Below are 24,817 nucleotides of genomic sequence, written 5' to 3'. Positions count from 1 at the left end.
AGCGATTAAACTAGTTTAGCTAGAATATCGTTAAATGTTGCGCTTGGGCGCATTGCATTGAATGCTGCTGTATCGTTAGGTTGGAAATAACCACCTACGTTTACTGCAACACCTTGAGCGTTGTTTAGTTCAGATACGATCTGCTCTTTTTGTGCTTCTAAGTCACTAGCAATCTGAGTGAACTGAGCTTTAAGCTCTGCATCATCGTCTTGCTTAGCAAGTTCTTGAGCCCAGAATAGAGATAAGAAGAAATGAGAACCACGGTTATCAATTTCTTTTACTTTACGAGAAGGTGACTTGTTTTCAGCAAGGAAAGTACCCGTTGCTTTATCAAGTGTATCTGCAAGTACCTGTGCTTTTTTGTTATCTGTATTCACTGCTAAATGTTCTAGTGAAGCAGCTAAAGCTAAGAACTCACCTAAAGAATCCCAACGTAAGTGGTTTTCTTTTTCGAATTGCTGTACATGCTTAGGCGCTGAACCACCTGCACCTGTTTCAAATAAACCACCGCCATTCATAAGTGGTACGATTGAAAGCATTTTTGCACTTGTACCAAGCTCAAGGATTGGGAATAAATCAGTTAAGTAATCACGTAATACGTTACCAGTTACTGAGATAGTGTCTTTACCCTCTTTAATACGCGCTAGTGAGAACAGAGTTGCTTCAAGCGGTGCTAAAATTTGGATATCAAGACCATCAGTATCGTGGTTTGGTAAATATGCATTTACTTTTTTGATGATTTGCGCATCGTGTGCACGGTTTTCATCAAGCCAGAAAATAGCCGGGTTACCTGTAGCGCGAGCACGGTTTACTGCAAGTTTAACCCAATCTTGGATTGGTGCATCTTTAACCTGACACATGCGCCAAATATCACCTTGCTCAACATTGTGCTCGAGTAAAGTAGTGCCGTTAGCATCAACAACACGAATTACACCGTCAGCTTTTGCTTCAAAAGTTTTGTCGTGTGAACCGTATTCTTCTGCTTTTTGAGCCATAAGGCCAACATTTGGCACGCTACCCATAGTGGTAGGATCAAATGCACCGTGCTCTTTACAGAAGTCGATAGTTGCTTGGTAAATACTTGAGTAACAACGATCTGGAATTACAAAGCTTGTATCTTGTAATTTACCATCGTTATTCCACATTTGGCCGCTAGAGCGGATAGCAGCTGGCATAGACGCATCAATGATCACATCACTTGGAACATGAAGGTTAGTGATCCCACGATCTGAATCAACCATTGCGATAGCAGGGCGCTGTGCATAAACAGCTTGAATATCGGCTTCGATTTCAGTGCGCTTTGCTTCGTCTAAAGATTGGATTTTTAGAATATACATCGCCAAGGCCGTTATTTACATCAACACCTATCTCTTCGAATAATTCGCCGTGTTTGGCAAATACGTCTTTATAAAATACTTTAACAGCGTGACCAAAGATGATTGGGTCAGATACTTTCATCATGGTCGCTTTCATATGTAATGAAAACAATACGCCTTTTTCTTTTGCTGCATCAATTTCAGCTGCTAAAAAAGCTTGTAATTTAGCTGCGCTAATTGATGATGCATCAATGACTTCACCAGCAAGTAACGGAGTGCTTGCTTTTAGTACAGATACATCACCATTTTTAGCAACGTGCTCGATGCGTACATCTGTTGCTTGGTCAACCGTTACTGATTTCTCAGAACCAAAGAAATCGCCTTCGCTCATGCTAGCAACGTATGAAGCAGACTCTTTGCTCCATGCACCCATTGAATGTGGGTTGTTTCGTGCATACTCTTTAACAGAACCTGGCGCACGACGGTCAGAGTTACCTTCACGTAATACAGGGTTTACTGCACTACCTTTGATTTTGTCGTAGGTCGCTTGAATTGCTTTTTCTTCGTCTGTTTTTGGTTCGGCTGGGTAGTTTGGAAGTGCATACCCTTTTTCTTGTAGTTCTTTTATAACAGCGCGTAATTGTGGAACAGACGCACTGATATTTGGTAATTTGATGATGTTAGCTTCAGGAGTCTTAGCAAGCTCACCTAGTTCAGCTAGTGCATCGCCAATGCGTTGCTCTTCGGTTAAATACTCAGGGAAGTTAGCAATAACACGGCCAGCTAAGGAGATGTCACGAGTTTCAACTTCAACACCAGCGGCATTTGTGTATGCTTGAATGATCGGTAGCAAAGAGTAAGTTGCGAGTGCCGGAGCTTCGTCTGTTTTAGTGTAGATAATTTTTGATGTCATCATCATTCCTAGATAGTAGGCATAAAGCCATATTCAACAATGCAAGAATATCATCACCACTGCTGGCAATGATCAGTCTGTTAGGTGTTAATACTGTAATTCAATAACCACACCTGACGAACTGCTATAAATTTAATGTTAAAAACCCGCCAATGGAATTAGCCATTAGCATAGTTTTACCACTTAAAGGGCCATTTCTGGGCTTTTTAAGCACAAAGAGTGTAACAAGCTTGGCACAAAAGGGCTAATACAAAATATAACCAAACGACCTCAAGATACGAGTTCTGAATCTTGAAGTCGTTTGGCTATTACATGGGGGCATTAAAAAGGAATTTCAAGACAAAGGACAGATTTTGTACTTTTTAAGTATTTAATTAGCAAAGCGCAGGGCTGTAAATAGAGAATAGAAAATATCAGAATAAGAAGTTAAGCGAGGATCTTTACAGGTCGCTCGCTTGTAGTGTCGAACTTCTATAACAACTACACTAACTCTTCGTTAGGAGCAATATTAGTCGCATGTAGGCCTTTTGGGCCTTGTTGCAATTCGAATGTTACATCTTGACCAGCTTTAAGTGTTTTATAACCGTCCATTACAATCGTTGAGTAATGGGCGAATATATCATTCTCGCAGCCGTCTTCTACGATGAAACCAAAACCTTTGGCGTTATTGAACCATTTGACTTTACCACAAGCCATACTTCTACATCCTTCTATAAGTTGACTAATTTAGTTATTCTAAACCGTATAATTTGATAGACTGACTAAGGTTTAATCAATCTATAATTGACTGTAGTTTATTTATACGATCAGTCAAGTGTTTTAAACTATTTTTTAACAATTAATTTATTTTTTTATTCAAGTTTGCTTGAGTTCCAAAGACAAGACTATATTTAATTATGAGTGGCATGAAAGATTCAGGTGTTTTAGACACAGTTCGCGACAGTGAAAAGCAAAAGCTACAACCACCGCGAAAATACAAAGTCATTTTAAATAATGATGATTACACGCCTATGGACTTTGTGATAGAAGTACTAGTGACGTTTTTTAATATGGATAGCGATAGAGCAACAGATGTGATGCTACAGGTTCATCAAAACGGTCGGGCAATATGTGGGGTGTATACCGCAGATGTTGCAAATACCAAAGTTGAGCAAGTAAACCGTTATGCGCGTGATAACGAGCATCCACTGCTTTGTAGTTGTGAGCAGGAATAATACCAAGGTAGGGTGATCAAAATACCCATCACAACGGTATATATATTTATCTCAGTAAGGGGTTGCCAATGCTAAACAAAGACTTAGAACTAACTTTAAACGCGGCGTTTCGTGAAGCGCGTACTCGCCGCCATGAATTTATGACAGTAGAGCACCTATTACTTGCACTACTTGATAACCCTTCGGCAAGCGAGGCGCTCAATGCTTGCGCAATTGATATGGCAGCGCTTAAAACAGAGCTATCAGAATTTATTGACGAAACCACGCCAGTTATTCCAGATCTAGAGGAAGAGCGTGAAACACAACCTACGCTGGGTTTCCAACGCGTATTACAGCGTGCAGTATTCCATGTGCAGTCGTCGGGTAAAAACGAAGTAACTGGTGTGAATGTGCTGGTTGCTATATTTTCTGAGCAAGAAAGCCAAGCGGTATACTTACTCAAAAAGAGTGATATTTCACGCCTTGATATTGTTAATTTCATCTCCCATGGGATTGCAAAATCTGATGATGAAATAGGCGGTGAAGACACTGATGATATCCATGAAGAAGTACAAGAAGTGCAAGGTGAAGAACCTTCAAAGCTTGATAATTTCACGACTAATTTAAACGCTCAAGCGATTGAAGGTAACATTGACCCTCTGGTAGGTCGTGATAATGAAGTCGAGCGTACCGTTCAAGTTTTATGTTGCCGTAAAAAGAATAATCCGTTATTGGTTGGTGAAGCTGGGGTTGGTAAAACGGCCATTGCTGAAGGCCTTGCGTATCGTATTGTAAATGAACAGGTGCCCGATGTAATTGCCGATGCAGTCGTTTACTCGTTAGATATGGGCGCGCTATTAGCTGGGACTAAATACCGCGGCGACTTTGAAAAACGTTTTAAAGCCCTGCTTAAAGAGCTTCAGGCGCAACCAGGCGCGATTTTATTTATTGATGAGATTCACACCATTATTGGTGCGGGAGCAGCGTCAGGCGGCGTTATGGACGCCTCAAACCTACTTAAGCCACTATTATCAAGTGGCAAACTTCGTTGTATGGGTTCTACCACTTACAACGAGTACAAAAAACATCTTTGAAAAAGACCGTGCTTTAGTGCGTCGTTTTCAAAAGATTGATGTGCTTGAGCCAAGTGTGGCTGATACCACCAAGATTCTTAATGGTCTAAAAGAGCGTTACGAAGAGCACCACGGTATTCGTTATACGCAAAAAGCACTTAAAGCAGCTGCGGAGCTCAGTGCCAAATACATTAATGAGCGTCATTTACCGGATAAAGCTATTGACGTGATTGACGAAGCAGGCGCAAGCCAACGCTTACAACCAAGTTCAAAACGTAAAAAAACAATTGGTGTGGCAGATATAGAGTCAATCGTTGCTAAAATGGCTCGTATTCCACAGCAAAGTGTTTCATCAAGTGATAAAGAAACACTTAAAAATCTTGATCGTAATCTTAAAATGTTAGTGTTTGGTCAAGATCAATCAATTGACGCGCTTACTTCTGCTATTCGCTTATCTCGCTCAGGTTTATCAAATGAAGACAAGCCTGTGGGTTCGTTCTTGTTTGCAGGGCCTACCGGTGTAGGTAAAACAGAGGTAACTAAACAGCTTGCTAAATGCATGGGTGTTGAGTTTATTCGTTTTGATATGTCTGAGTATGTTGAGCGCCACGCGGTAAGTCGGTTAATTGGTGCGCCTCCAGGCTATGTTGGCTTTGAACAGGGTGGCTTATTAACCGAAGCGGTTATTAAAAATCCACATTCGGTTGTATTACTGGATGAGATAGAGAAAGCCCACTCAGATATTTACAATATCTTATTGCAAGTAATGGATCACGGTACTTTAACTGATAATAACGGCCGTAAAGCTGATTTTAGAAACGTAGTAGTGGTAATGACAACTAATGCCGGTGTACAAGAGACTGTTCGTAAGTCGATTGGTTTTACTGAGCAAGATCATTCCCATGATGCGATGAGCGAGATAAACAAGGTGTTCTCGCCTGAGTTTAGAAACCGTTTAGATAACATTATTTGGTTTAACCATCTAGAGCGCGATGTGATCTTATTAGTGGTCGATAAGTTTATTGTTGAGCTGCAAGCTCAGCTTGATAAAAAATCGGTTAATCTTGAGCTCACCTCAAAAGCACGTGAATGGTTAGCGGACCAAGGCTATGACAAAGCAATGGGTGCACGACCCATGGGACGTGTTATTCAAGAGGAACTTAAAAAGCCATTGGCGAATGAGATTTTGTTTGGTGAATTAATCGAAGGAGGCACAGTTAAAGTGTCACTTAAAGATAAAAAATTGCGTTTTGATTTTGAAACCGATTTAACGCCTGCATAATCATTGCAATATGTAGATAACAAAAAGCCCAGCAAATGCTGGGCTTTTTGTTTATTAAATGTAATGGTCTGCAGATGCTTTCAATTACATTTAATAAACGCTTCAAGCTGTTGTAGAAAGTAACTAAGTTACTTAATCAACTTAGCTAAAAACTTGATATTTCGTTAACGCACTAACTTAGCGAGCACGGAATACGATGCGACCTTTTGATAAATCGTATGGGGTCATTTCTACGGTAACTTTATCGCCGGTTAAAATACGGATATAGTTTTTACGCATTTTACCTGAAATGTGAGCCACAACAACGTGACCATTTTCAAGCTCAACTCGGAACATTGTATTTGGTAAAGTATCAAGGACCGTCCCTTGCATTTCGATTACGTCTTCTTTCGCCATGTTTAGCGTAACACCTCTTTAATAGTTAAACGATGCAGATTTTGCCCAAAATACACCAATAAGTAAAGGCACAGCAGCTATTTTTGTAAATTAAATAGCCAGCCAAGCATCATCAACCCTATTTTCGGCAGGCAAAAACTGAGTTTTATAACGCATTTTAGCGCATTCGTCTATTTGATAGCCTAAGTAGAGATGTTCTTTATTATACGCTTGAGCGAACTTTATTTGCTCTAAAATCATTAAAGTACCCACACTGTAATGCTCAAAATCAGGATCAAAAAATGTGTAAATAGCTGAAATTGCATTGTCCATACAATCAGTTACAGCAACGCCGACCAAGGTATCAGCATGCCATAGCTCAATAAATGTAATAGGCAACCAATGACAAAACAGAAAGCTATTATATTGTGATTGCTCTGGAGGATACATAGAGCCATCCTGATGGCGCTCGGTTATGTACTTACTATAGAGTGGGTAATATTCAGCGCGCTCTTGCTCTGAATATTTTACTTCAAAGACCGTTTTTGCTTTATTAAGTTTACGTTTTTGAGATTTAGACGGTAAAAATTTGTTGGCCAAGACACGCACCGACTTACACGCACTGCATACAGGGCAGTGTGGTCGGTAAATTTGGTCACCACTACGGCGAAAGCCTAAACCAAGTAAAGTTTCAAATTTACTGCTGTTGTAGCAGCTGGGATCTAATATAACCAGTAATTGCTCTTGGCGGTCGCCCAAATAGCTGCAATCAAATTGTTGGCTTAAACCTAAGCGAGCTGGTAGATGATCAGTCATAAATTGCTGTAAGCTCCTGAGCTTGCCACATAGTAGCTGGGATTTTGTAACTTGCTGCTTGTTCAAGTTTAGTTAAAAAATCAGCTCTAGGTACAATTTTTTCACCTAAAGACAGTAAATAAGGGTTTTCTAATTGGCAATCAATAAAATGAGCATTGTGGCGTTTAAGCCAATTAACTAACGCCCACATCGCAAGCTTTGAGCCGTTGGTTTGGTAATGGAACATAGACTCGCCACAGAACACCCCAGCTTGCATTATGCCGTACAAACCACCTACTAGCACACCGTTATCCCATACTTCGACACTGTGTGCCAGAGAGTCTAAATGAGCTTGTTTATAGGCATTGAGCATTTCGTCTGTGATCCAAGTACCTTCTGCGTCAATACGTTGTTGTTGACATGCTTCAATCACTTCATCAAAAGCGGTATTAATCGTAATTGTCACGGGATTTTTGCGTAAATGTTTACGCAAACTTTTACTGACATGAAAATCAGCAAGCTCGATAATGCCACGCTCACTTGGCGACCACCACATAATAGGCTCGTATTTACTAAACCAAGGAAAAATCCCCTGACTATAAGCGTTTTTTAATCGCGTAACAGATAAGCAGCCGCCTACAGCTAGCAGCCCATCAGGATCATCTAGCGCATACTGTGGATCTGGGAAAATAAAATGGTCTTGGGATAATTGATAGAGTTGTTTTGTCATCACACCGTTTCTTATTACTACGCGAGCAGATAAATTGTAACTTGTTGCTTTAAAATCATAAACAACAAATGCAAAACAATTAGGTTAGGGTAGTTGCCTAAGTAAATGTTAGGCAAAAAAAAGCGCGTTATAAAAACGCGCTTATTTGAACCATTAACTCATTTGAATTAGCTAACAACTTTCACTGGCACTGCTTGCGCAGCTTCATATTTAGTTGTCATTGCTTCTTCAACAGGTGTAAATGATGTCAGATCAATGCCTTCAACTGCAGACTTATACTCTTCCATAGTCGGGAAGCGACCAAGTACTGTAGAAAGTACTACAAGTGGCGTTGAACCTAATAGTGATTCACCTTTTTTCTCAGATGTATCAGCTACTACACGGCCTTGGAACAGACGGGTTGAAGTGGCGATAACAGTATCACCAGGTTCAGCTTTTTCTTGGTTACCCATACACAGGTTACAACCAGGGCGTTCTAGATATAAGATGTTTTCATACTTAGTGCGTGCCGCAGTTTTTGGTTTAGAATCGTCAAACTCAAAACCGGCGTACTTAGCTAGAATATCCCAATCGCCTTCAGCTTTAAGCTCATCAACAATGTTATAGGTTGGTGGCGCAACAACTAATGGCGCTTTAAATTCAATTGAACCGTTTTTCTTTTCTAGGTTACGTAGCATGTGAGCAATAATTTTCATATCGCCTTTGTGAACCATACACGAACCAACAAAGCCTAAATCAACAGGTTTGTCATTGTAGAATGAAACAGGGCGGATCACATCATGAGTATAACGCTTAGATACATCATCGTTATTTACGTCAGGATCGGCAATCATTGGCTCAACGATTTGGTCTAAATCAACCACAACTTCTGCGTAGTATTTAGCATTATCATCTGGAGATAGAGCTGGCTCTTCACCAGATTGGATACCCGCAATACGCTTGTCAGCTAAGTCGATTAGCCCTTGAAGTGTTTTCGCTTCGTTTTCCATGCCTTTGTTGATCATGATTTGAATGCGTGATTTAGCAAGTTCAATTGACTTGATCAGTGTTTCATCGTTTGAAATACAGATTGATGCTTTCGCTTTCATTTCTGCAGTCCAGTCAGTGAAGGTAAACGCTTGGTCAGCCATCAGCGTACCAATATGTACTTCAATGATACGGCCTTGGAACACGTTTTCGCCACCAAATTGCTTCAGCATTTGCGCTTGAGTTGCATGTACCACATCACGGAAATCCATGTGTTTAGCCATTGCGCCTTTAAACGTCACTTTAACTGAATCAGGGATTGGCATTGCTGATTCACCCGTAGCTAGTGCTACGGCAACAGTTCCTGAATCGGCACCGAACGCAACGCCTTTTGACATACGTGTATGCGAATCACCACCGATGATGATTGCACGGTCGTCAATGGTAATGTCGTTCAGTACTTTATGGATAACGTCAGTCATTGCATGGTAAACGCCTTTCGGGTCACGTGCAGTGATAAGACCAAACTTATTCATAAACGCCATTAGCTTTGGAATATTTGCTTGTGCTTTGCTATCCCATACTGACGCTGTATGACAGCCAGATTGGTATGCGCCATCAACTAGAGGTGAAATTGTTGACGCAGCCATTGCTTCTAATTCTTGTGCCGTCATTGGGCCCGTTGTATCTTGCGAACCAACGATGTTCACTTTAACACGAACATTTGAACCTGCGTGAAGTGGTGTATCAGATAGAACACCTACTGCATTACGGTTAAAGATTTTTTCAACTGCAGTTAAACCTTGACCTTCATGTGAAATTTCTTTTGAAGGTGCATAAACAAGCGGTGTTTCAATGCCTAATGTTTCAGCAGCAAATGTTTGTAGTTTTTTACCGAATACAACTGCATAAGAGCCACCTGCTCTCATGAATTCAACTTTTGCGGTGTGAATGCGGATGAAACATCAACAAGTTCTTTATCACCGTTATAAAGTTTTTTCTCTTTAGTATCGATTGTTAAAACAGTCCCTGTGGCAACAGAGTACGCTTCTTCAAGAACAGCATCACCATTTGCATCAGTCACTGTATTACCATCAGCGTCGACTTTTTTAACCCAGTTTTTAAGATCAAGACCAATACCACCGGTTACATCAACGGTAGTTAAAAAGATGGGCGCAATACCATTAGTACCTGCAACAACAGGTGCAATGTTAATGAAAGGAACGTAAGGACTTGCTTGTTTACCTGCCCAAAGTGCGACGTTATTTACGCCAGACATACGTGATGAACCAACACCCATTGTGCCTTTTTCAGCAATCAACATTACTTTAGCATTCGGGTGTTTCTTTTGAAGTTCAACAATTTCTTGCTGCGCTTCAGGTGTTATCATGCACTGGCCATGTAATTCACGGTCGGCACGTGAGTGGGCTTGGTTGCCTGGAGACAGTAAATCGGTTGATATGTCGCCTTCACCAGCAATGTAGGTTACTACATCGATTTTTTCTTCGATGTCAGGTAATTTTGTAAAGAACTCAGCTTTTGCAAAGCTCTCTAGTAAATCTTTAGCAATTGCGTTGCCTGCTTCGTATGCCGCTTTTATGCGTGCCATGTCAGCATCGTATAAGAATACTTGTGTTTTAAGAACTTCGGCAGCTTGTGCAGCAATTTTAGCATCTTCGGCCAATGCTAAATCAAGTAGCATTTCAATTGACGGGCCGCCTTTCATGTGTGAAAGAAGCTCAAATGCAAAGTCTGGAGTGATTTCTTCTACCGCTTCTTCGCCAAGAATGATTTCTTTTAAAAATTGTGCTTTAACGCCCGCAGCACTGGTTGTTCCTGGTAGGGTGTTGTAAATAAAGAAATGTAATGAATCTTTACGGTGCTCGTTATCAGTATCTTTAATTTGAGCAATTAATTCAGATACTAGCTCTGCGCTATCGATTGGTTTTGGGTTTAATCCAAGTTCCGCTTTACGGGTTTGGATTTCTTCCATATATTTTGTATACAAACTCATAGAAAACTCTCGGTATTTTACTTGATATGAAGCTGGACATTTTAACTTATTTTACAGTCTTTCGTCATGCCCAAATGAATAAAGCGTTTATGCCCAACTATAATTATAGCTCATTTTACTTGCGTTACTTTGACGGTAATCATTGCACAGCTTCAGATCCTACCGTACTTCCACCATTAATTGTATATATAAAATGAATCTTCACTATAAATTTTGTGAATGCCACTTGATATCGCAAAGCAATCTCAATGAATAAACTATATAAATAACTCGGTAATTAAACATTTTTAGTTAGGCACAAAAAAGGGCTGAAAAAATCAGCCCTTCATGCAATTGGTATAAGTGTATAAATTACAGGTTATCCAAAAAACGCTCAGCGTCTAATGCCGCCATACAGCCTGTACCGGCAGACGTGATTGCTTGACGATAAATGTGGTCAGATACATCACCAGCTGCAAATACACCCGGTACGCTAGTTTGAGTTGCGTTACCGTTTAAGCCTGATTCAACCACTAAATAGCCGTCTTTCATTTCTAACTGGCCTACAAACATGTCAGTATTTGGTTTATGACCGATAGCAATGAATACACCCGCTAAATCAAGTTCTTCAGTAGCATCTGAATTGGCGTCTTTAATACGAATACCTGTAACACCCATTTGGTCGCCAAGTACTTCGTCTAATGTGCGGTTATAATGTAGAACCACGTTACCGTTTGCTGCTTTTTCTGCTAAACGGTCAGCCAAGATTTTTTCACTACGGAAACTATCACGACGATGGATAACATGTACTTCATCCGCAATGTTTGATAAATAAAGCGCTTCTTCAACGGCTGTATTACCACCGCCAACTACCGCTACTTTTTGGCCTTTATAGAAAAAGCCATCGCAGGTTGCACATGCTGAAACACCACGACCTTGGAAGTTTGTCTCAGACTCTAAACCTAAGTATTTAGCAGACGCACCGGTTGCGATGATTAAAGCATCACATGTATATGTACCTTGATCGCCAGTAAGGGTAAATGGTCGCTGTGATACATCCACTTTATTTATGTGATCAAACACAATTTCAGTTTCAAAACGCTCTGCGTGTTCTTTCATACGATCCATTAATGCAGGACCTGTTAAACCATGAGCATCGCCAGGCCAGTTTTCAACTTCAGTTGTTGTTGTAAGTTGGCCACCTTGCTGCATACCTGTAATTAATACAGGGTTTAAATTTGCGCGTGCTGCGTATACTGCCGCAGTATAGCCTGCAGGGCCAGAACCTAAAATTAGTAACTTACAATGTTTTGCTTCACTCATGCTTTTTATCCTAAACGTTTTAATAGCGTATTAATGTGCTCGATTTTAAGAGAAACAAGGGGGAAGTAAATAAAACTATCGATTATTTTTTTTAGCAAATCGCAAAGCTGTCAAATATTGTGTACTAGAATGCACAAAACAACCGTTCTGTATGATATATGAACTATCAGACCATTATTAATCTAACTGACACCGTTAATTCATGACCAAGCTCAGTTTTTTTTGATATGTTTTAATTAATTTTGATTTGTCCCCCTGTAAAAGGGTGACCTAAGTGAATAGGCAACTATGTTATTTTGGCAGGAAAAACCCGCATTTGGGTTGACTTCAAAAGACGTTAACGTCTTAACCAATGCAAAACAGTACCACACACAATTACTTGCTTTGATCGCAAGCGCACAAACACGTATTTATATTACCGCGCTTTATTTACAAGACGACGAAGCAGGGCGAGAAATACTTGAGGCATTACATCAAGCGTCATTAGCCAAACCAGAACTAGAAGTAAAAGTACTGGTTGATTTTCACCGTGCCCAACGCGGGTTGATTGGTGCTGCAAAATCAGATGGTAACGCCAGCTTATATTGTGAGTATCAACAAAAGTATCAATCTAATGTTCATGTATATGGCGTTCCAGTAAAAGCAAAAGAACTATTTGGTGTATTACACTTAAAAGGCTTTGTAATAGACGATACCTTACTTTATAGCGGTGCAAGCTTAAATAATGTGTATTTACAGTACGATGAGCGTTATCGTCTTGACCGTTATTTTTTAGTTAAGCAGGCATCCTTGTGTAATGCAGTTGTTGATTTTATTGAAGGGCAATTACTTAGCTCTGAAGCAGTTCCTCGTATTGATACACGTCCACTCACTAAGTTTAATGACATTAAGCTCGCGCAAAAACAATTAATGCGCTCTTTAAAGCAAGCTAGTTACGCTCATGCAGTCGATGAAAATACGCAGCCGCTTGGGGTTAGGCTGTTTTTAGGTTTAGGGCGTCGCAGCAATGAGCTTAATCGACTGATAAAGTCACTGTTTGATAGCACGGAGCAGGAGCTGGTGTTGTACACACCTTATTTTAACTTTCCTGCACCGTTAATGCGCTCATTAAGGCGGTTGCTCAAACAAGGTAAAGAAGTCACCATTGTGGTCGGTGATAAAACTGCCAATGACTTTTATCTACCACCGAGTGAGCCGTTTAGTAAAATAGGTGCATTGCCTTATTTATATGAAACCATTTTGCTGAAGTTTTTGAAATCGCAAAAACGTCATATAACGAATGGTAACTTAAACGTGTATTTGTGGAAGCATGAAAGCAATTCGTTTCACTTAAAAGGTATCTGCTCTGATCGTAAGTATCATTTACTAAGTGGCCATAATTTAAACCCACGTGCATGGGGCTTAGATATTGAAAACGGTATCTTATTGGAAGATCCTGAGCAATCGCTCATGCCTGCAATTGATAATGAAAAAGCAGAGATCCTAAAACACTGTAGGCGCCTTGATGGGCCAGAAGATTTAGAAACCATGGATAACTATCCGCAAGCGGTGAAGAAGTTATTAGGACAGGCTAAGCGGGTTAAAGTTGACTTTATAATTAAACGCTTTATCTAACGTTAAATTACCAATAAAAAAGCAGCTAAATTTAGCTGCTTTTTTCATTTATGCGTGTTGCAAATTATGCATTTTCAACAGCAGTACGTGGGTCTACGTATTCCATGTTGAACGCTTCAGCAACTTCTTTATAAGTAACTTGGCCTTTGATTACGTTTAGACCTTTAAGGAAGTTAGCGTCATCTAGTAGTGCTTTCTTATAACCTTTGTTTGCAAGGTTAATGATGAAAGGCAGTGTTGCATTGTTAAGTGCAAACGTAGAAGTGCGCGGTACAGCACCAGGCATGTTAGCAACGCAGTAGTGAACAACTTCATCAACAATGTATGTAGGATCAGCGTGAGTGGTTGCTTTAGAAGTTGCGATACAACCACCTTGGTCGATTGCAACGTCAACAATTGCAGCGCCAGGCTTCATTGCTTTGATGTGCTCTGCTGTTACAAGCTTAGGCGCAGCAGCACCTGGAATAAGAACGCCACCGATCACTAAGTCAGCTTCTAGCACGTGCTTTTCAAGTGCATCAGCCGTTGAGTAAATCGCTTTAACTTTGTTACCAAACTGTGCATCTAAAGCACGAAGTACATCGATATTACGGTCAAGTACTACAACGTCAGCACCTAGGCCTACAGCCATTTGTGCAGCGCTACGACCAACCATGCCACCGCCAATTACAACTACTTTAGCTGCCTCAACACCTGGCACGCCACCTAATAACATGCCACGGCCGTGGTTTGATTTTTCAAGTGCTTGTGCACCAGCTTGAATAGACATACGACCAGCTACTTCACTCATCGGAGCAAGAAGTGGTAAACCACCGCGCGAGTCAGTGACTGTTTCATAAGCGATACAGATTGACTTGCTCTTAACAAGGTCTTCAGTTTGCGGAAGATCAGGTGCAAGGTGAAGGTAAGTGAAAAGAATTTGGTCTTCACGTAACATTGCACGCTCAACAGCTTGTGGTTCTTTTACTTTTACAATCATTTCTGCTTTTGCGAATACATCAGCAGCTGTAGGTAAAATTTCAGCACCTGCAAGGGTGTAATCTTCATTAGTAAAACCAATGCCCATACCTGCATCAGTTTCAACAATCACTTGGTGGCCGTGATTTACTAATTCACGAACACTCGCAGGAACCATACCTACACGGTATTCATGGTTTTTAATTTCTTTAGGTACACCAATAATCATAATCTTTGCCTTGTTGGAACGGGATAAAATTTTTCACTATTATATTCATCATTAGCCAGTGTGTCTCACCTTTTTTTAGCTCAAAACTAGTGGTATAGTCTAAAAATAAAAAATAAACAGTGTAAAAAACTAGTTGGTAATATGCATGAGTTATTAGACCGAATTGATCGTAAAATATTAATGGAATTACAGCATGATGGCCGTATTTCTAATGTTGAACTGGCCCGACGAGTAGGCCTCAGTGCAACCCCCTGTTTAGAGCGAGTAAAAAAGCTGGAACGCGAAGGTTACATTGTAGGTTATAAAGCAGTAGTTGACCCAGCCAAGTTAGGACAGGGTCTATCTGTCTACGTTGAAGTGACCATTACTAAAACATCTCCCGATGTTTTTGATGAGTTTAGCGCAGCGGTGAAAAAGCACGATGAAATCATTGAGTGTCATTTGGTATCGGGTAATTTCGACTTTTTACTAAAAACCCGAGTTAATGATATGTCCGAGTATCGAGGGGTATTAGGCGATATTTTATTAAAGCTGCCTAATGTCAGTGAAAGCCGCACTTATGTGGTGATGGAAGAAGTAAAAGGCGAACAGGGTGTGATCATTCGTCCTTATATCGCGTAAATCATAAAAAGCCGTTCATAATCAGGCCATCAAGGTTAAGATAAAGTGCAACAAAAAGTATTTCCTGCTAAGGTATTCCACTGCTAAGTGTGAGAATAAAGAAAAATGAGGAATAGGGAATTATGCGCCTAAACGGTGTACAAAGACTATTAGAAACCGGACTAATCATTAGTAGCTTCGCGGCAATATTTATTTTGTGTGCGTTAATTAGTTTCGATCCAGCCGATCCTGCATGGTCGCAAACAGGTGAATTTAGAAACGTCAATAATATTACCGGCGCCGCAGGGGCGTGGATAGCTGATATTTTACTGCTAACTTTTGGTTGGTTAGCTTATTTAGTGCCTGCCGCGATTCAAGTATTCGGTTATTTATTATTTAAACAACCCCACAAAATTTTTCAGCTTGATTACACCACACTTGCCTTAAGAGTGATTGGGTTTGCGCTATTTATTACCTCGGCCACAGCAATTAGCAGCATAAATTTTGATGATATTTATAACTTTTCATCGGGCGGGGTAGTAGGGGATGTGATTGCTGGGGCCATGATGCCAGCGTTTAACTTTACCGGTACATCAATCTTATTACTATGCTTTTTCTTCGCTGGTCTTACATTACTTACGGGTGTATCTTGGGTACAGTTTGTTGACTTCTTGGGTGATTGGGTCGTACGTATTTACAAATACATTGCGGCGCAATTTAACAGTTGGTTACACCGTGAACGTGAAGCAACACGCCCAGAAAAACAGAGCAATTTAGACGAACCTTTAGTTGAAGTAGACGCAATTAGTTTTAATGATGAATCAACTAACGAACAACCACCAAAAAGATTTACTGCAGATCAAATGCAGTCGCAACCACAGCATAATGCCTTTGATGAGCTTGATGATATTCTTGATCAAGAAATTAACTTTAGTGCCATAGATGATGAGCCAATGGATACCGCTGCTGCATTAAATGCACTGGATCAAAGCCATGTGGCTGAGCCTGAAAAACCAGTAACAACGGTTGTTTCACCAGCGAGACCTATGCCTAAGCCAAAAAGCACCTATCAGCCGCCACCTACAGCGAAAGAAAAGTTTGAGCAGTTATTAGATGAAAAGCCGCCAAGTGCGCCGCTGCCAACCCTTGATTTACTCGACAGGCCAGACAAAGCGAAAAACCCAATTTCCCCTGAAGAGCTTGAAGCTGTATCGCGTTTAGTTGAAACCAAATTACTTGATTTTAATGTACAAGCAGCGGTAGTCGGGGTATACCCAGGTCCTGTAGTTACTCGTTTTGAACTTGATTTAGCACCGGGCATAAAGGTGTCTAAAATTACCGGCCTTGCAAAAGATTTAGCCCGTTCATTATCAGCTGTGAGCGTGCGTGTGGTTGAAGTCATCCCAGGTAAAACCTATGTAGGGATTGAGCTGCCAAATAAACACCGTGAAATAGTGCGTTTATCAGAAGTCATTGACGCACCAAAATTTGAGCAAAATCCATCACCACTTACTATGGTGCTAGGTAAAGACATAGCCGGTGAGCCAATTTGTGCCGACTTAGGCAAAATGCCGCATTTACTTGTAGCTGGTACAACGGGTTCCGGTAAGTCAGTGGGCGTTAATGTGATGATATTAAGCTTACTGTACAAGTCAGGCCCTGATGATGTGCGCATGATCATGATTGACCCGAAAATGTTGGAACTTTCGGTTTACGAAGGTATCCCACATTTATTGTGTGAAGTGGTTACCGACATGAAAGAAGCCGCCAATGCGCTACGTTGGTGTGTGGGCGAGATGGAACGTCGTTACAAGTTAATGTCAGCGTTAGGTGTTCGTAACTTAAAAGGTTACAACCAAAAGGTACTGGAAGCCAAAGAAGCGGGTTATCCAATTCTAGATCCATTATTTAAAGATACCGACGGCATGAAAGAAGGCCCAGATGAGCTTGATAAACTGCCTAGTATCGTTGTAGTGATTGATGAATTTGCCGACATGATGATGATTGTTGGTAAAAAAGTTGAAGAGCTGATTGCACGTATTGCCCAAAAAGCCCGTGCTGCGGGGATTCACTTAGTATTGGCAACACAACGCCCATCGGTTGATGTTATCACCGGTTTAATCAAAGCGAATATACCAACGCGTATGGCGTTTCAGGTATCAAGCAAAATTGACTCACGTACAATTTTAGATCAGCAAGGCGCTGAGAATCTACTGGGTATGGGTGACATGTTGTACTTACCACCAGGGACCAGCGTACCTGTACGTGTACACGGCGCATTTGTAGATGACCACGAAGTACATGCGGTCGTTGATGATTGGAAAAAACGTGGTAAACCAAACTACGTAGATGAAATACTTAACGGCGATGCCACAGAAGAGATATTACTGCCAGGCGAAGCCAGTGAAAACGCGGATGAAGAATCAGACCCGCTTTATGATGAAGCCGTATCATTTGTGATTGAAACCGGCAAAGTATCGGTTTCAAGTGTACAACGTAAGTTGCGTGTAGGGTATAACCGCGCAGCGCGTTTAGTAGAACAAATGGAAACGTCGGGTATTGTGAGCGCACCAGGACATAATGGCGCTCGCGATGTTTTAGTGCCCAACAGTGGAGCAAATTAAATGAAAAAATTTAACTATTTAGTATTAGCAGTAAGTTGTGTTTTATCTACTACAGCAATTGCCAATGACAGCCAAGCGCTACAAGACAAACTTGCCGAATTGAAAAGCTTTCAAGCGCAGTTTGTCCAGCAAGTAAACGATGAGCAAGGTCAATCAATCATGCAAGGTAAAGGTAATATTGCCTTACAACAACCTATGATGATCCGTTGGCAACAAGCCAGTCCAGACGATACTTTGTTTATATCAAATGGTGATAAAACCTATTACTTCGACAGCTTTGCTGAGCAAGTAACCATCATGAATACCCATAGCTTGATTGATTCAACTCCGTTTGTGTTATTAACTTCAAAAGACCCTGCGCAATGGCAAAAGTATCAAGTGAAGGCGACTTCGAGTGGTTTTAGCGTTACGCCAAATAAAGGCGTTGAAAGCCAAGTTGAGCAACTTGATATTGTATTTGCAAAAGATCACACTGGTTTGGAAAAATTATTAGTAAAAGACAGCTCAGGGCAATCATCTACTTTTAGCTTTAGTGACACTAAAGTAAATGAACAATTAGCCAACGCAACCTTTGAATTTACCATTCCTGAAAACGTTGAAATAGACGACCAAAGCCAAGGCGAATAATAGCAGTGAGTAACTTAGGCTTTAATTTTGGCCCAGATGTGCGCCCGCTTGCGGCGCGTATGAGACCAACGAACCTTGAGCAATACATAGGGCAGCAACATTTATTAAGCCAAGACAAACCACTGTATCAAGCGATTTTAGCAGGGCGCTGTCATAGTCTTATTTTATGGGGCCCACCGGGGGTGGGTAAAACCACCCTCGCGCAAATTATAGCGAATCACGCTGACGCGTCTTTGATACAAATGTCGGCGGTAACCGCAGGTATTAAAGATATTCGCGATGCTGTGAGTGAAGCGCGCAATAACCTTGAAGGTCGTGGGCAACGTACCTTGTTATTTGTTGATGAAGTACATCGCTTTAATAAATCTCAGCAAGATGCTTTTTTACCGCATATTGAAGATGGCACTTTTATATTTGTAGGTGCCACCACTGAAAACCCGTCATTTGCGTTAAATAACGCTATTTTATCTCGCGCCCGTGTTTACGTACTTAAATCATTACAAGAAGCCGATCTACATTTAGTTATTGAGCGCGCCCTTGCCAACGATGATGAACTCAGCAGCAAAACGATTACAATTGCGGATAATGCAAAAAAAAGCATTGTGCCAAGCAAGCGATGGTGACGCCCGTAAAGTGCTTAATTTACTCGAACAAGCGATTGATTTAACTACACAGAGCAACGGCCAATATTTAGTGGATGAACATGTCCTGAGCCAAGTACTGCCAACACATTTAGCCAAATATGATAAAGGCGGCGATGAGTTTTACGATTTGATCTCTGCGTTTCATAAGTCAGTGCGCGGTAGCTCCCCTGATGGTGCCTTATATTGGTATTGTAGAATCCTGGCTGGTGGCGGCGATCCGCTTTATGTGGCAAGGCGTTTATTAGCCATTGCCACAGAAGACATAGGTAATGCAGATCCACGCGCAATGGAAGTGGCCCTAAATGCATGGGATATTTTTCAGCGTGTAGGGCCAAGTGAAGGCGAACGGGCTATTGCCCAAGCGACTTTATATTTAGCCAGTGCGCCAAAAAGTAATGCGGTTTATATGGCGTTTAATCAAGCCAAGGCGGATGCGCAAAATGAACCAAGTTACCCTGTGCCTGAGCATTTACGCAATGCGCCTACCAATCTAATGAAAGACTTAGGCTATGGTGCCGAGTATCGTTATGCACATAATGAAGAAGGTGCATTTGCAGCAGGCGAAAATTATTTCCCTGAGCCAATTGCCGACACTCAGTATTATTTTCCTACCGAGCGTGGCCTTGAGCAAAAAATTAAACAAAAGCTCGATTACTTAAAACAACGTGATCAACAAAGTGAGCTAAAGCGCTATGACAACACTTAAGATTTACCTCATGATTGCAGCGGGTGGGGCATCTGGTGCTTGTTTACGCTTTTTTATTAGCGAAACCATGCTAAAACTGCTGGGTAGGGGATTCCCTTTTGGCACGTTGACGGTTAATATTCTGGGTTCATTGTTGATGGGCGTATTATACGGTTTGATAGAGCGCGAAATTATCACCGTCAGCCCCGCTAAATCCCTTATCGGAATTGGCTTTTTAGGTGCATTAACCACCTTTTCTACATTTTCAATGGATTCGTTGTTGCTATTGCAACAAGGCCACTTTTTAAAAATGGCCCTCAATATCGTCTTGAATGTGACGGTGTGTATTTTTATGGCTTGGCTGGGCCTTCAGCTGGTAATGCAAAAAGGTTAAAAAACTAACATGTTAGATTCTAAATTATTACGTCAAGATATCGAACAAACAGCGGCGCGCCTAGCAGCACGTGGCTACGAGCTTGATACAGCGACTGTCAGCGCACTTGAAGAAAAACGTAAAACACTGCAAGTAAAAACACAAGAATTACAAAGTGAGCGTAACAGCCGCTCCAAAGCGATTGGCCAAGCAAAAGCAAAAGGCGAAGACGCACAACCATTACTTGATGCAGTTAGTAGCTTAGGCGCTCAACTAGATAGCGTTAAAGCTGAGCAAGATGCAATTTTAGAACAATTAAAGCAGATCTCGCTTGCTATTCCTAACTTGCCTGATGAATCAGTACCCGCAGGTGCAGATGAATCTGAAAATGTTGAAATATCAACATGGGGCGAGCCTAAAAAGTACGATTTTGCAGTAAAAGACCACGTTGATTTAGGCCAAGACTTAAACGGCTTAGACTTTGAAATGGGTGTTAAAATCACCGGTTCTCGCTTTACGGTTATGCGCGGCGCAACTGCACGTATGCACCGTGCGTTAGTGCAATTTATGCTAGACACGCACACTGATAAAAACGGCTACACAGAAATGTACGTGCCGTATTTAGTTAACCGCGACAGCCTATACGGCACAGGTCAGTTACCTAAATTCGCTGAAGACTTATTCCACACCAAAGGACTAGTTAACGATGATGGCGAAGAGCAAGAAGGTTTTAGCTTAATTCCAACAGCGGAAGTACCGCTAACTAACAGCGCTCGTGATGAAATTTACGACGAAAAAGACTTACCTATTCGTTTAACTGCGCACACGCCGTGTTTTAGAAGTGAAGCGGGCAGTTACGGCCGTGATACCCGTGGTCTTATTCGTCAGCACCAGTTTGATAAAGTAGAGCTTGTACAACTAGTAAAACCAGAAGATTCAATGCAAGCATTGGAAGAGCTAACAGGTCACGCTGAGCAAATCCTACAAGCACTTGAGTTACCGTACCGTAAAGTAATTTTATGTATGGGCGATATGGGCTTTGGCTCTGCAAAAACTTACGATTTAGAAGTCTGGTTACCAGCACAAGACACGTACCGTGAGATCTCATCATGTTCTAACATGGTTGATTTCCAAGCGCGCCGTATGCAAGCACGTTTTCGCCGTACTGGTGAGAAAAAGCCAGAATTATTGCATACACTAAACGGCTCAGGTTTAGCCGTTGGTCGTACACTAGTAGCAATACTTGAAAACTACCAACAAGCCGACGGTTCAGTGATTGTGCCAGAAGTACTACGCCCGTACATGGGTGGGCTTGAAGTGATTAAATAAGCTGAAGAGCTTTAATATGAGAAGCCGCTGTTTGTAACGAACAGCGGCTTTTTTGTTAATTAAGGTTTAGTTAGCAAGAGTAAAGTTAGCAAGAGTTAGTTAGTTGTGAGATTAACTCGGTGTTAAATTTATTACGTAGAAAGAGGCCTTAGCCATGATTTTATCAAGTTCACATGAAGGTTAAGCTTTTGGCATTAAAATTACTGCTCATCGTAGGGCATGCTTTAAATAGCTGTTTTATAACCCGCGTAATTACTTGTTTACATTGGAGTTGTAGAATGGAATTATTAGCGCATGCAATATACCCCGTTTTGGGTGTTTTAACATCCAAAATTTTATTCAGTAAGGCTTGTTAGTTTTTACTCAAGGAGAGAGTGTTATCGAATATGCAGAAGAGTTCTCTAAAGGAGATAAATTAAGAAGAATACTTTTAGCAATGTTGCTAGGTTTGTTTATTATGATCACTCATAACAAATGGGTTTTCCCTTTTATCTCTTGGTATGCTGACACAGCACATTGCCATACTCCACTGGGTTATTCTGGAATTTCAGTTTTGTGGTATTCGTTGTTTGTAGGTATGCCGCTTTTATGTGCTTTCATAATTGGTGTGGTTACTGTTCCAATTGGCTATAAAGGTATTACTCAAAAACAGTTTCCTCCTAAGGGAATGAAAGTTTACAAACCCACAAAAATTCTCAGAGGCTGGAAAGGTGATTTAAAGTCGGTATTTCATTTATTAATACCAACCTTGTTAATATTATTGTCTATTTGGGGGTATTTTCAGGTAGATAAAATACCACATGAAGTAGGCAAAGATGTCGACTATAGCGTATGTAAAAGTATTGGAAGATAAATGAAAAAAGGCCTTACAGACATATTTGAAGTTGATTCTGTGCTAAAGGTTTTAGTTTTATGCGTACTGACTATAGGTTCATACTTAATATATAAACTTTACTGGTTTTCAAGCCAAATCAACCAGCATACCGAACTTAAAATCTCTAACTTGTTTATTATAACGGCCATTGCTTTATTTACTATTTCATTCGGCAGTTTAATTTATGGTTTAGTTAATTATCATGATCTTTCAATTTTAAAAAGCTCGATGGCTATTCATTTAGCTTCAAGTGTTTTTGATGTAACGTGGATAATTATGGTACGTAATCGTATTAATGTAATTACAGGCTCTCATAGAGGAGACAGACTTTGGTTGAACCCATTTATCACATCAATTTTACATGTGGTGTACATGCAGCATAAAATAAATAAAGGTTTAGGTAAAAGCGCAATATAGCAAAAAATTAAAATGACACTGCTCCCAACTAGCTCGCTTTTTAACCTATTCACAACGATTTACTTTGATTCATAAGATATTATCCTGCTACAGTAAATATGATAAAGAAACTGACCCAGTTAAATCGGTATCGTCTTAATTTAAGTTAATCACTGTGGAGTAATGAATAATAATTTTGCGTCTTTTCCATCGGTTAATACCGCGATATTTCCTTTTGCTGTTACATACACATCCCGCAAACGCCCAGTGATCTCTGAGAATACATGAGATTGGCTAAACTTACCGTTAGCTAAATTGACTGCATAGAGTTTTTTGTCGACTAAAGTGGTGAGTAGTACATGTTTTTGCAGTGCAGGAAAGGCAGATTGCTTCGAGCCGTAATAAGCCATACCTGATGGTGCTATCGAAGGCGTCCAATCTACTGTCGGCTTTTTCATCCCAGCATATTCAGTGAAGGGGGAAATACGTGCTTGAGAATAATCCTTACCATAGGTTATCACTGGCCAGCCATAATTGGTGCCAGCGGTTAAGTAGTTAAGTTCATCGCCGCCAGCAGGGCCATGTTCGTGACTGACTATTTGCTGCGTGTCATAATCGTACACTAAACCTTGGGTGTTACGATGACCGAGTGAATAAATTGCGCGCGCAGCAAGGTTTTCGTGTTCAATATATGGATTATCGCTTGGCAAGCTACCATCTAAATTAATGCGTAATACTTTACCTAGCTGGCTGGTGATAACTTGCGCTTGTTCTCGATGATCAAAACCATCACCACTTGAAAATAATAAAGTGTTATCGGGTAGTACTAGTGCGCGACCAGCATAATGCTGAGGGGTGTCTTTATCTGTTGCTACTTGATAAATTACCTCTGGCTTTGAAAAGTCTGTACCATCAAAGATGGCTTTAGCAATTACGACTCGGTTGGCATCAGCTTCACCTTGAGCATACGTAAAAACTATTTCGTTGGACTGGCTATAGTCAGGAGATAACACGATATCGAGTAATCCGCCTTGGCCGGCAACGTATAAACCATCAAGGGCCAGCTTAACTCTTGACTGCTTATTATTTTTTATAATAACTACATGGCCGTCACGCTCAGTAATTAACCATGTGCCATTAGGGAGTTTAACCATACTCCAAGGAGAATTAAGCTCAGTAGCAAGGGGAGCTATGGTGTGTTGTTTTGTGGGTAATGTTGAACCAGCGTGTACTGTAAACGATAAAAGCCAACATAGCGTAATATAACAGATTGATTGTTTACCAGTGACGCCTTTGCTAGTGTAAGTAAAAGGTTTTATTTTAATTTGAGATAACCATGCGCTTTTTAACACGTTTATTGCCTTCATTTTTAGCCTCCTGGTTACTAACATTCACCCTTGCTAGCTTGTTTCATAGTCAATACGTTGTCAATCAATTAGTTAATGTAGGTGTTGTGGTCGGCTTTAGTGATCGCGTTAATTTAACTCTAGAGGATTGGTTAGGCTTACTACCCACTTACGGCGCAATAATAGCCGTTGCACTAGCTATCGCATTTTCAGTCGCGGGGCTAATTTATAGAAAATACAATAAATACGCCATTCAACTATTTGTTTTATCAGGAGTCGCCGCTTTTGCTGTGGTTTTAATAGCGATTGAATCAATTATGAATATTACCATTATTGCCGGCGCTAGAGGATGGGGTTTCTATTTACAATTGGTAGCAGGTGCAATCGGTGGCTTTATTTTTGAGTGTTTAACTAAAGCAAGCCGAAAAAGTTAGCTGTATTAATTATGTATGTCGTCTAAAAATTTACGAATAATAAGGCTTATTGTTTGAGGCGAACCTTCGTGAGGATATGACCTAGTTTTGGCAACTACTTTAAATTCATTCTTTTATCCCTAATAA

The 24,817-nt window shown here is 40.7% G+C and carries 17 protein-coding genes and 4 pseudogenes; 12 read left to right on the top strand and 9 right to left on the bottom strand.

Translation table 11 applies throughout. The features are described 5' to 3' along the window. Positions 1-5: 5 nt before the first annotated feature. Together ACU8V8_RS09195 and cspD are read right to left on the bottom strand one after the other, a co-directional pair. A pseudogene (locus ACU8V8_RS09195) lies at positions 6-2,229 on the bottom strand (NADP-dependent isocitrate dehydrogenase). Positions 2,230-2,709: 480 nt separating this feature from the next. Further along, positions 2,710-2,925, bottom strand: coding sequence for a cold shock domain-containing protein CspD (gene cspD / locus ACU8V8_RS09190; RefSeq protein WP_058558936.1), 216 nt, complete (start codon positions 2,923-2,925; stop codon positions 2,710-2,712). Between the two features lie 209 nt (positions 2,926-3,134). Between cspD and clpS the strand changes: the two genes are divergently transcribed. Both clpS and clpA read left to right on the top strand, forming a co-directional pair. After that, a complete protein-coding gene (gene clpS / locus ACU8V8_RS09185; RefSeq protein WP_421961542.1) occupies positions 3,135-3,443 on the top strand; it encodes an ATP-dependent Clp protease adapter ClpS in 309 nt (102 codons plus the stop codon). Between the two features lie 68 nt (positions 3,444-3,511). Next, a pseudogene (clpA, locus tag ACU8V8_RS09180) lies at positions 3,512-5,777 on the top strand (ATP-dependent Clp protease ATP-binding subunit ClpA). 177 nt (positions 5,778-5,954) lie between these two features. On the opposite strand, the gene infA reads toward clpA, so the two are convergent. The 5 genes and pseudogenes from infA to trxB form a co-directional block, all read right to left on the bottom strand. Then, entirely contained in the window at positions 5,955-6,173 is a 219-nt protein-coding gene (gene infA, locus ACU8V8_RS09175) for a translation initiation factor IF-1 (RefSeq protein WP_002962494.1), read from the bottom strand. Between the two features lie 90 nt (positions 6,174-6,263). Continuing rightward, complete coding sequence (locus ACU8V8_RS09170) at positions 6,264-6,968, bottom strand: arginyltransferase (RefSeq protein ID WP_446889549.1); 705 nt, start codon at positions 6,966-6,968, stop codon at positions 6,264-6,266. Continuing rightward, the gene (gene aat / locus ACU8V8_RS09165; RefSeq protein WP_446889548.1) at positions 6,961-7,677 is read right to left on the bottom strand and encodes a leucyl/phenylalanyl-tRNA--protein transferase; all 717 of its coding nucleotides are present in this window, start codon (positions 7,675-7,677) and stop codon (positions 6,961-6,963) included. The genes ACU8V8_RS09170 and aat overlap by 8 nt, the downstream gene beginning before the upstream one ends. 167 nt (positions 7,678-7,844) lie before the next feature. Then, a pseudogene (locus ACU8V8_RS09160) lies at positions 7,845-10,657 on the bottom strand (bifunctional aconitate hydratase 2/2-methylisocitrate dehydratase). A 351-nt stretch (positions 10,658-11,008) separates the two neighbouring features. Continuing rightward, entirely contained in the window at positions 11,009-11,959 is a 951-nt protein-coding gene (gene trxB, locus ACU8V8_RS09155; RefSeq protein WP_446889547.1) for a thioredoxin-disulfide reductase, read from the bottom strand. 288 nt (positions 11,960-12,247) lie between these two features. Between trxB and pssA the strand changes: the two genes are divergently transcribed. Then, a complete protein-coding gene (pssA, locus tag ACU8V8_RS09150; RefSeq protein ID WP_446889546.1) occupies positions 12,248-13,573 on the top strand; it encodes a CDP-diacylglycerol--serine O-phosphatidyltransferase in 1,326 nt (441 codons plus the stop codon). A gap of 64 nt (positions 13,574-13,637) precedes the next feature. Here the strand turns inward: pssA and ald are convergent, their stop codons facing one another. Then, a complete protein-coding gene (ald, locus tag ACU8V8_RS09145; RefSeq protein WP_446889545.1) occupies positions 13,638-14,759 on the bottom strand; it encodes an alanine dehydrogenase in 1,122 nt (373 codons plus the stop codon). Between the two features lie 141 nt (positions 14,760-14,900). On the opposite strand from ald, the gene lrp reads away from it, so the two are divergent. The 8 genes and pseudogenes from lrp (at position 14,901) to ACU8V8_RS09105 (ending at position 22,932) form a co-directional block, all read left to right on the top strand. Beyond that, positions 14,901-15,380 carry a leucine-responsive transcriptional regulator Lrp gene (lrp, locus tag ACU8V8_RS09140; RefSeq protein WP_058558927.1) on the top strand — a complete coding sequence of 160 codons (480 nt, stop codon included), beginning with the start codon at positions 14,901-14,903 and terminating at the stop codon, positions 15,378-15,380. A 122-nt stretch (positions 15,381-15,502) separates the two neighbouring features. Next, complete coding sequence (locus ACU8V8_RS09135; protein ID WP_446889544.1) at positions 15,503-17,983, top strand: DNA translocase FtsK 4TM domain-containing protein; 2,481 nt, start codon at positions 15,503-15,505, stop codon at positions 17,981-17,983. Beyond that, positions 17,984-18,610 (top strand): outer membrane lipoprotein chaperone LolA, encoded by a 627-nt coding sequence (gene lolA, locus ACU8V8_RS09130; RefSeq protein WP_446889543.1) that lies wholly within the window; start codon positions 17,984-17,986, stop codon positions 18,608-18,610. A 5-nt stretch (positions 18,611-18,615) separates the two neighbouring features. Further along, positions 18,616-19,960: pseudogene (locus ACU8V8_RS09125) on the top strand (replication-associated recombination protein A). Positions 19,961-19,970: 10 nt separating this feature from the next. Beyond that, positions 19,971-20,333: a fluoride efflux transporter CrcB gene (gene crcB, locus ACU8V8_RS09120; protein WP_446889542.1), complete on the top strand. Its 363-nt coding sequence runs from the start codon at positions 19,971-19,973 to the stop codon at positions 20,331-20,333. Positions 20,334-20,342: 9 nt separating this feature from the next. After that, a complete protein-coding gene (gene serS, locus ACU8V8_RS09115) occupies positions 20,343-21,641 on the top strand; it encodes a serine--tRNA ligase (protein WP_446889541.1) in 1,299 nt (432 codons plus the stop codon). Between the two features lie 349 nt (positions 21,642-21,990). Beyond that, entirely contained in the window at positions 21,991-22,494 is a 504-nt protein-coding gene (locus tag ACU8V8_RS09110; protein WP_446889540.1) for a hypothetical protein, read from the top strand. Beyond that, entirely contained in the window at positions 22,495-22,932 is a 438-nt protein-coding gene (locus ACU8V8_RS09105) for a hypothetical protein (protein WP_446889539.1), read from the top strand. A gap of 149 nt (positions 22,933-23,081) precedes the next feature. On the opposite strand, the gene ACU8V8_RS09100 is transcribed toward ACU8V8_RS09105, so the two are convergent. Further along, a complete protein-coding gene (locus tag ACU8V8_RS09100) occupies positions 23,082-24,263 on the bottom strand; it encodes a PQQ-dependent sugar dehydrogenase (protein WP_446889613.1) in 1,182 nt (393 codons plus the stop codon). On the opposite strand from ACU8V8_RS09100, the gene ACU8V8_RS09095 reads away from it, so the two are divergent. Further along, positions 24,248-24,691 carry a hypothetical protein gene (locus ACU8V8_RS09095; RefSeq protein ID WP_446889538.1) on the top strand — a complete coding sequence of 148 codons (444 nt, stop codon included), beginning with the start codon at positions 24,248-24,250 and terminating at the stop codon, positions 24,689-24,691. The genes ACU8V8_RS09100 and ACU8V8_RS09095 overlap by 16 nt on opposite strands. Positions 24,692-24,817: the final 126 nt, after the last annotated feature.

Source organism: Pseudoalteromonas sp. SaAl2, from assembly GCF_052947895.1.
This window is presented reverse-complemented; position numbering and strand designations above follow the sequence as displayed.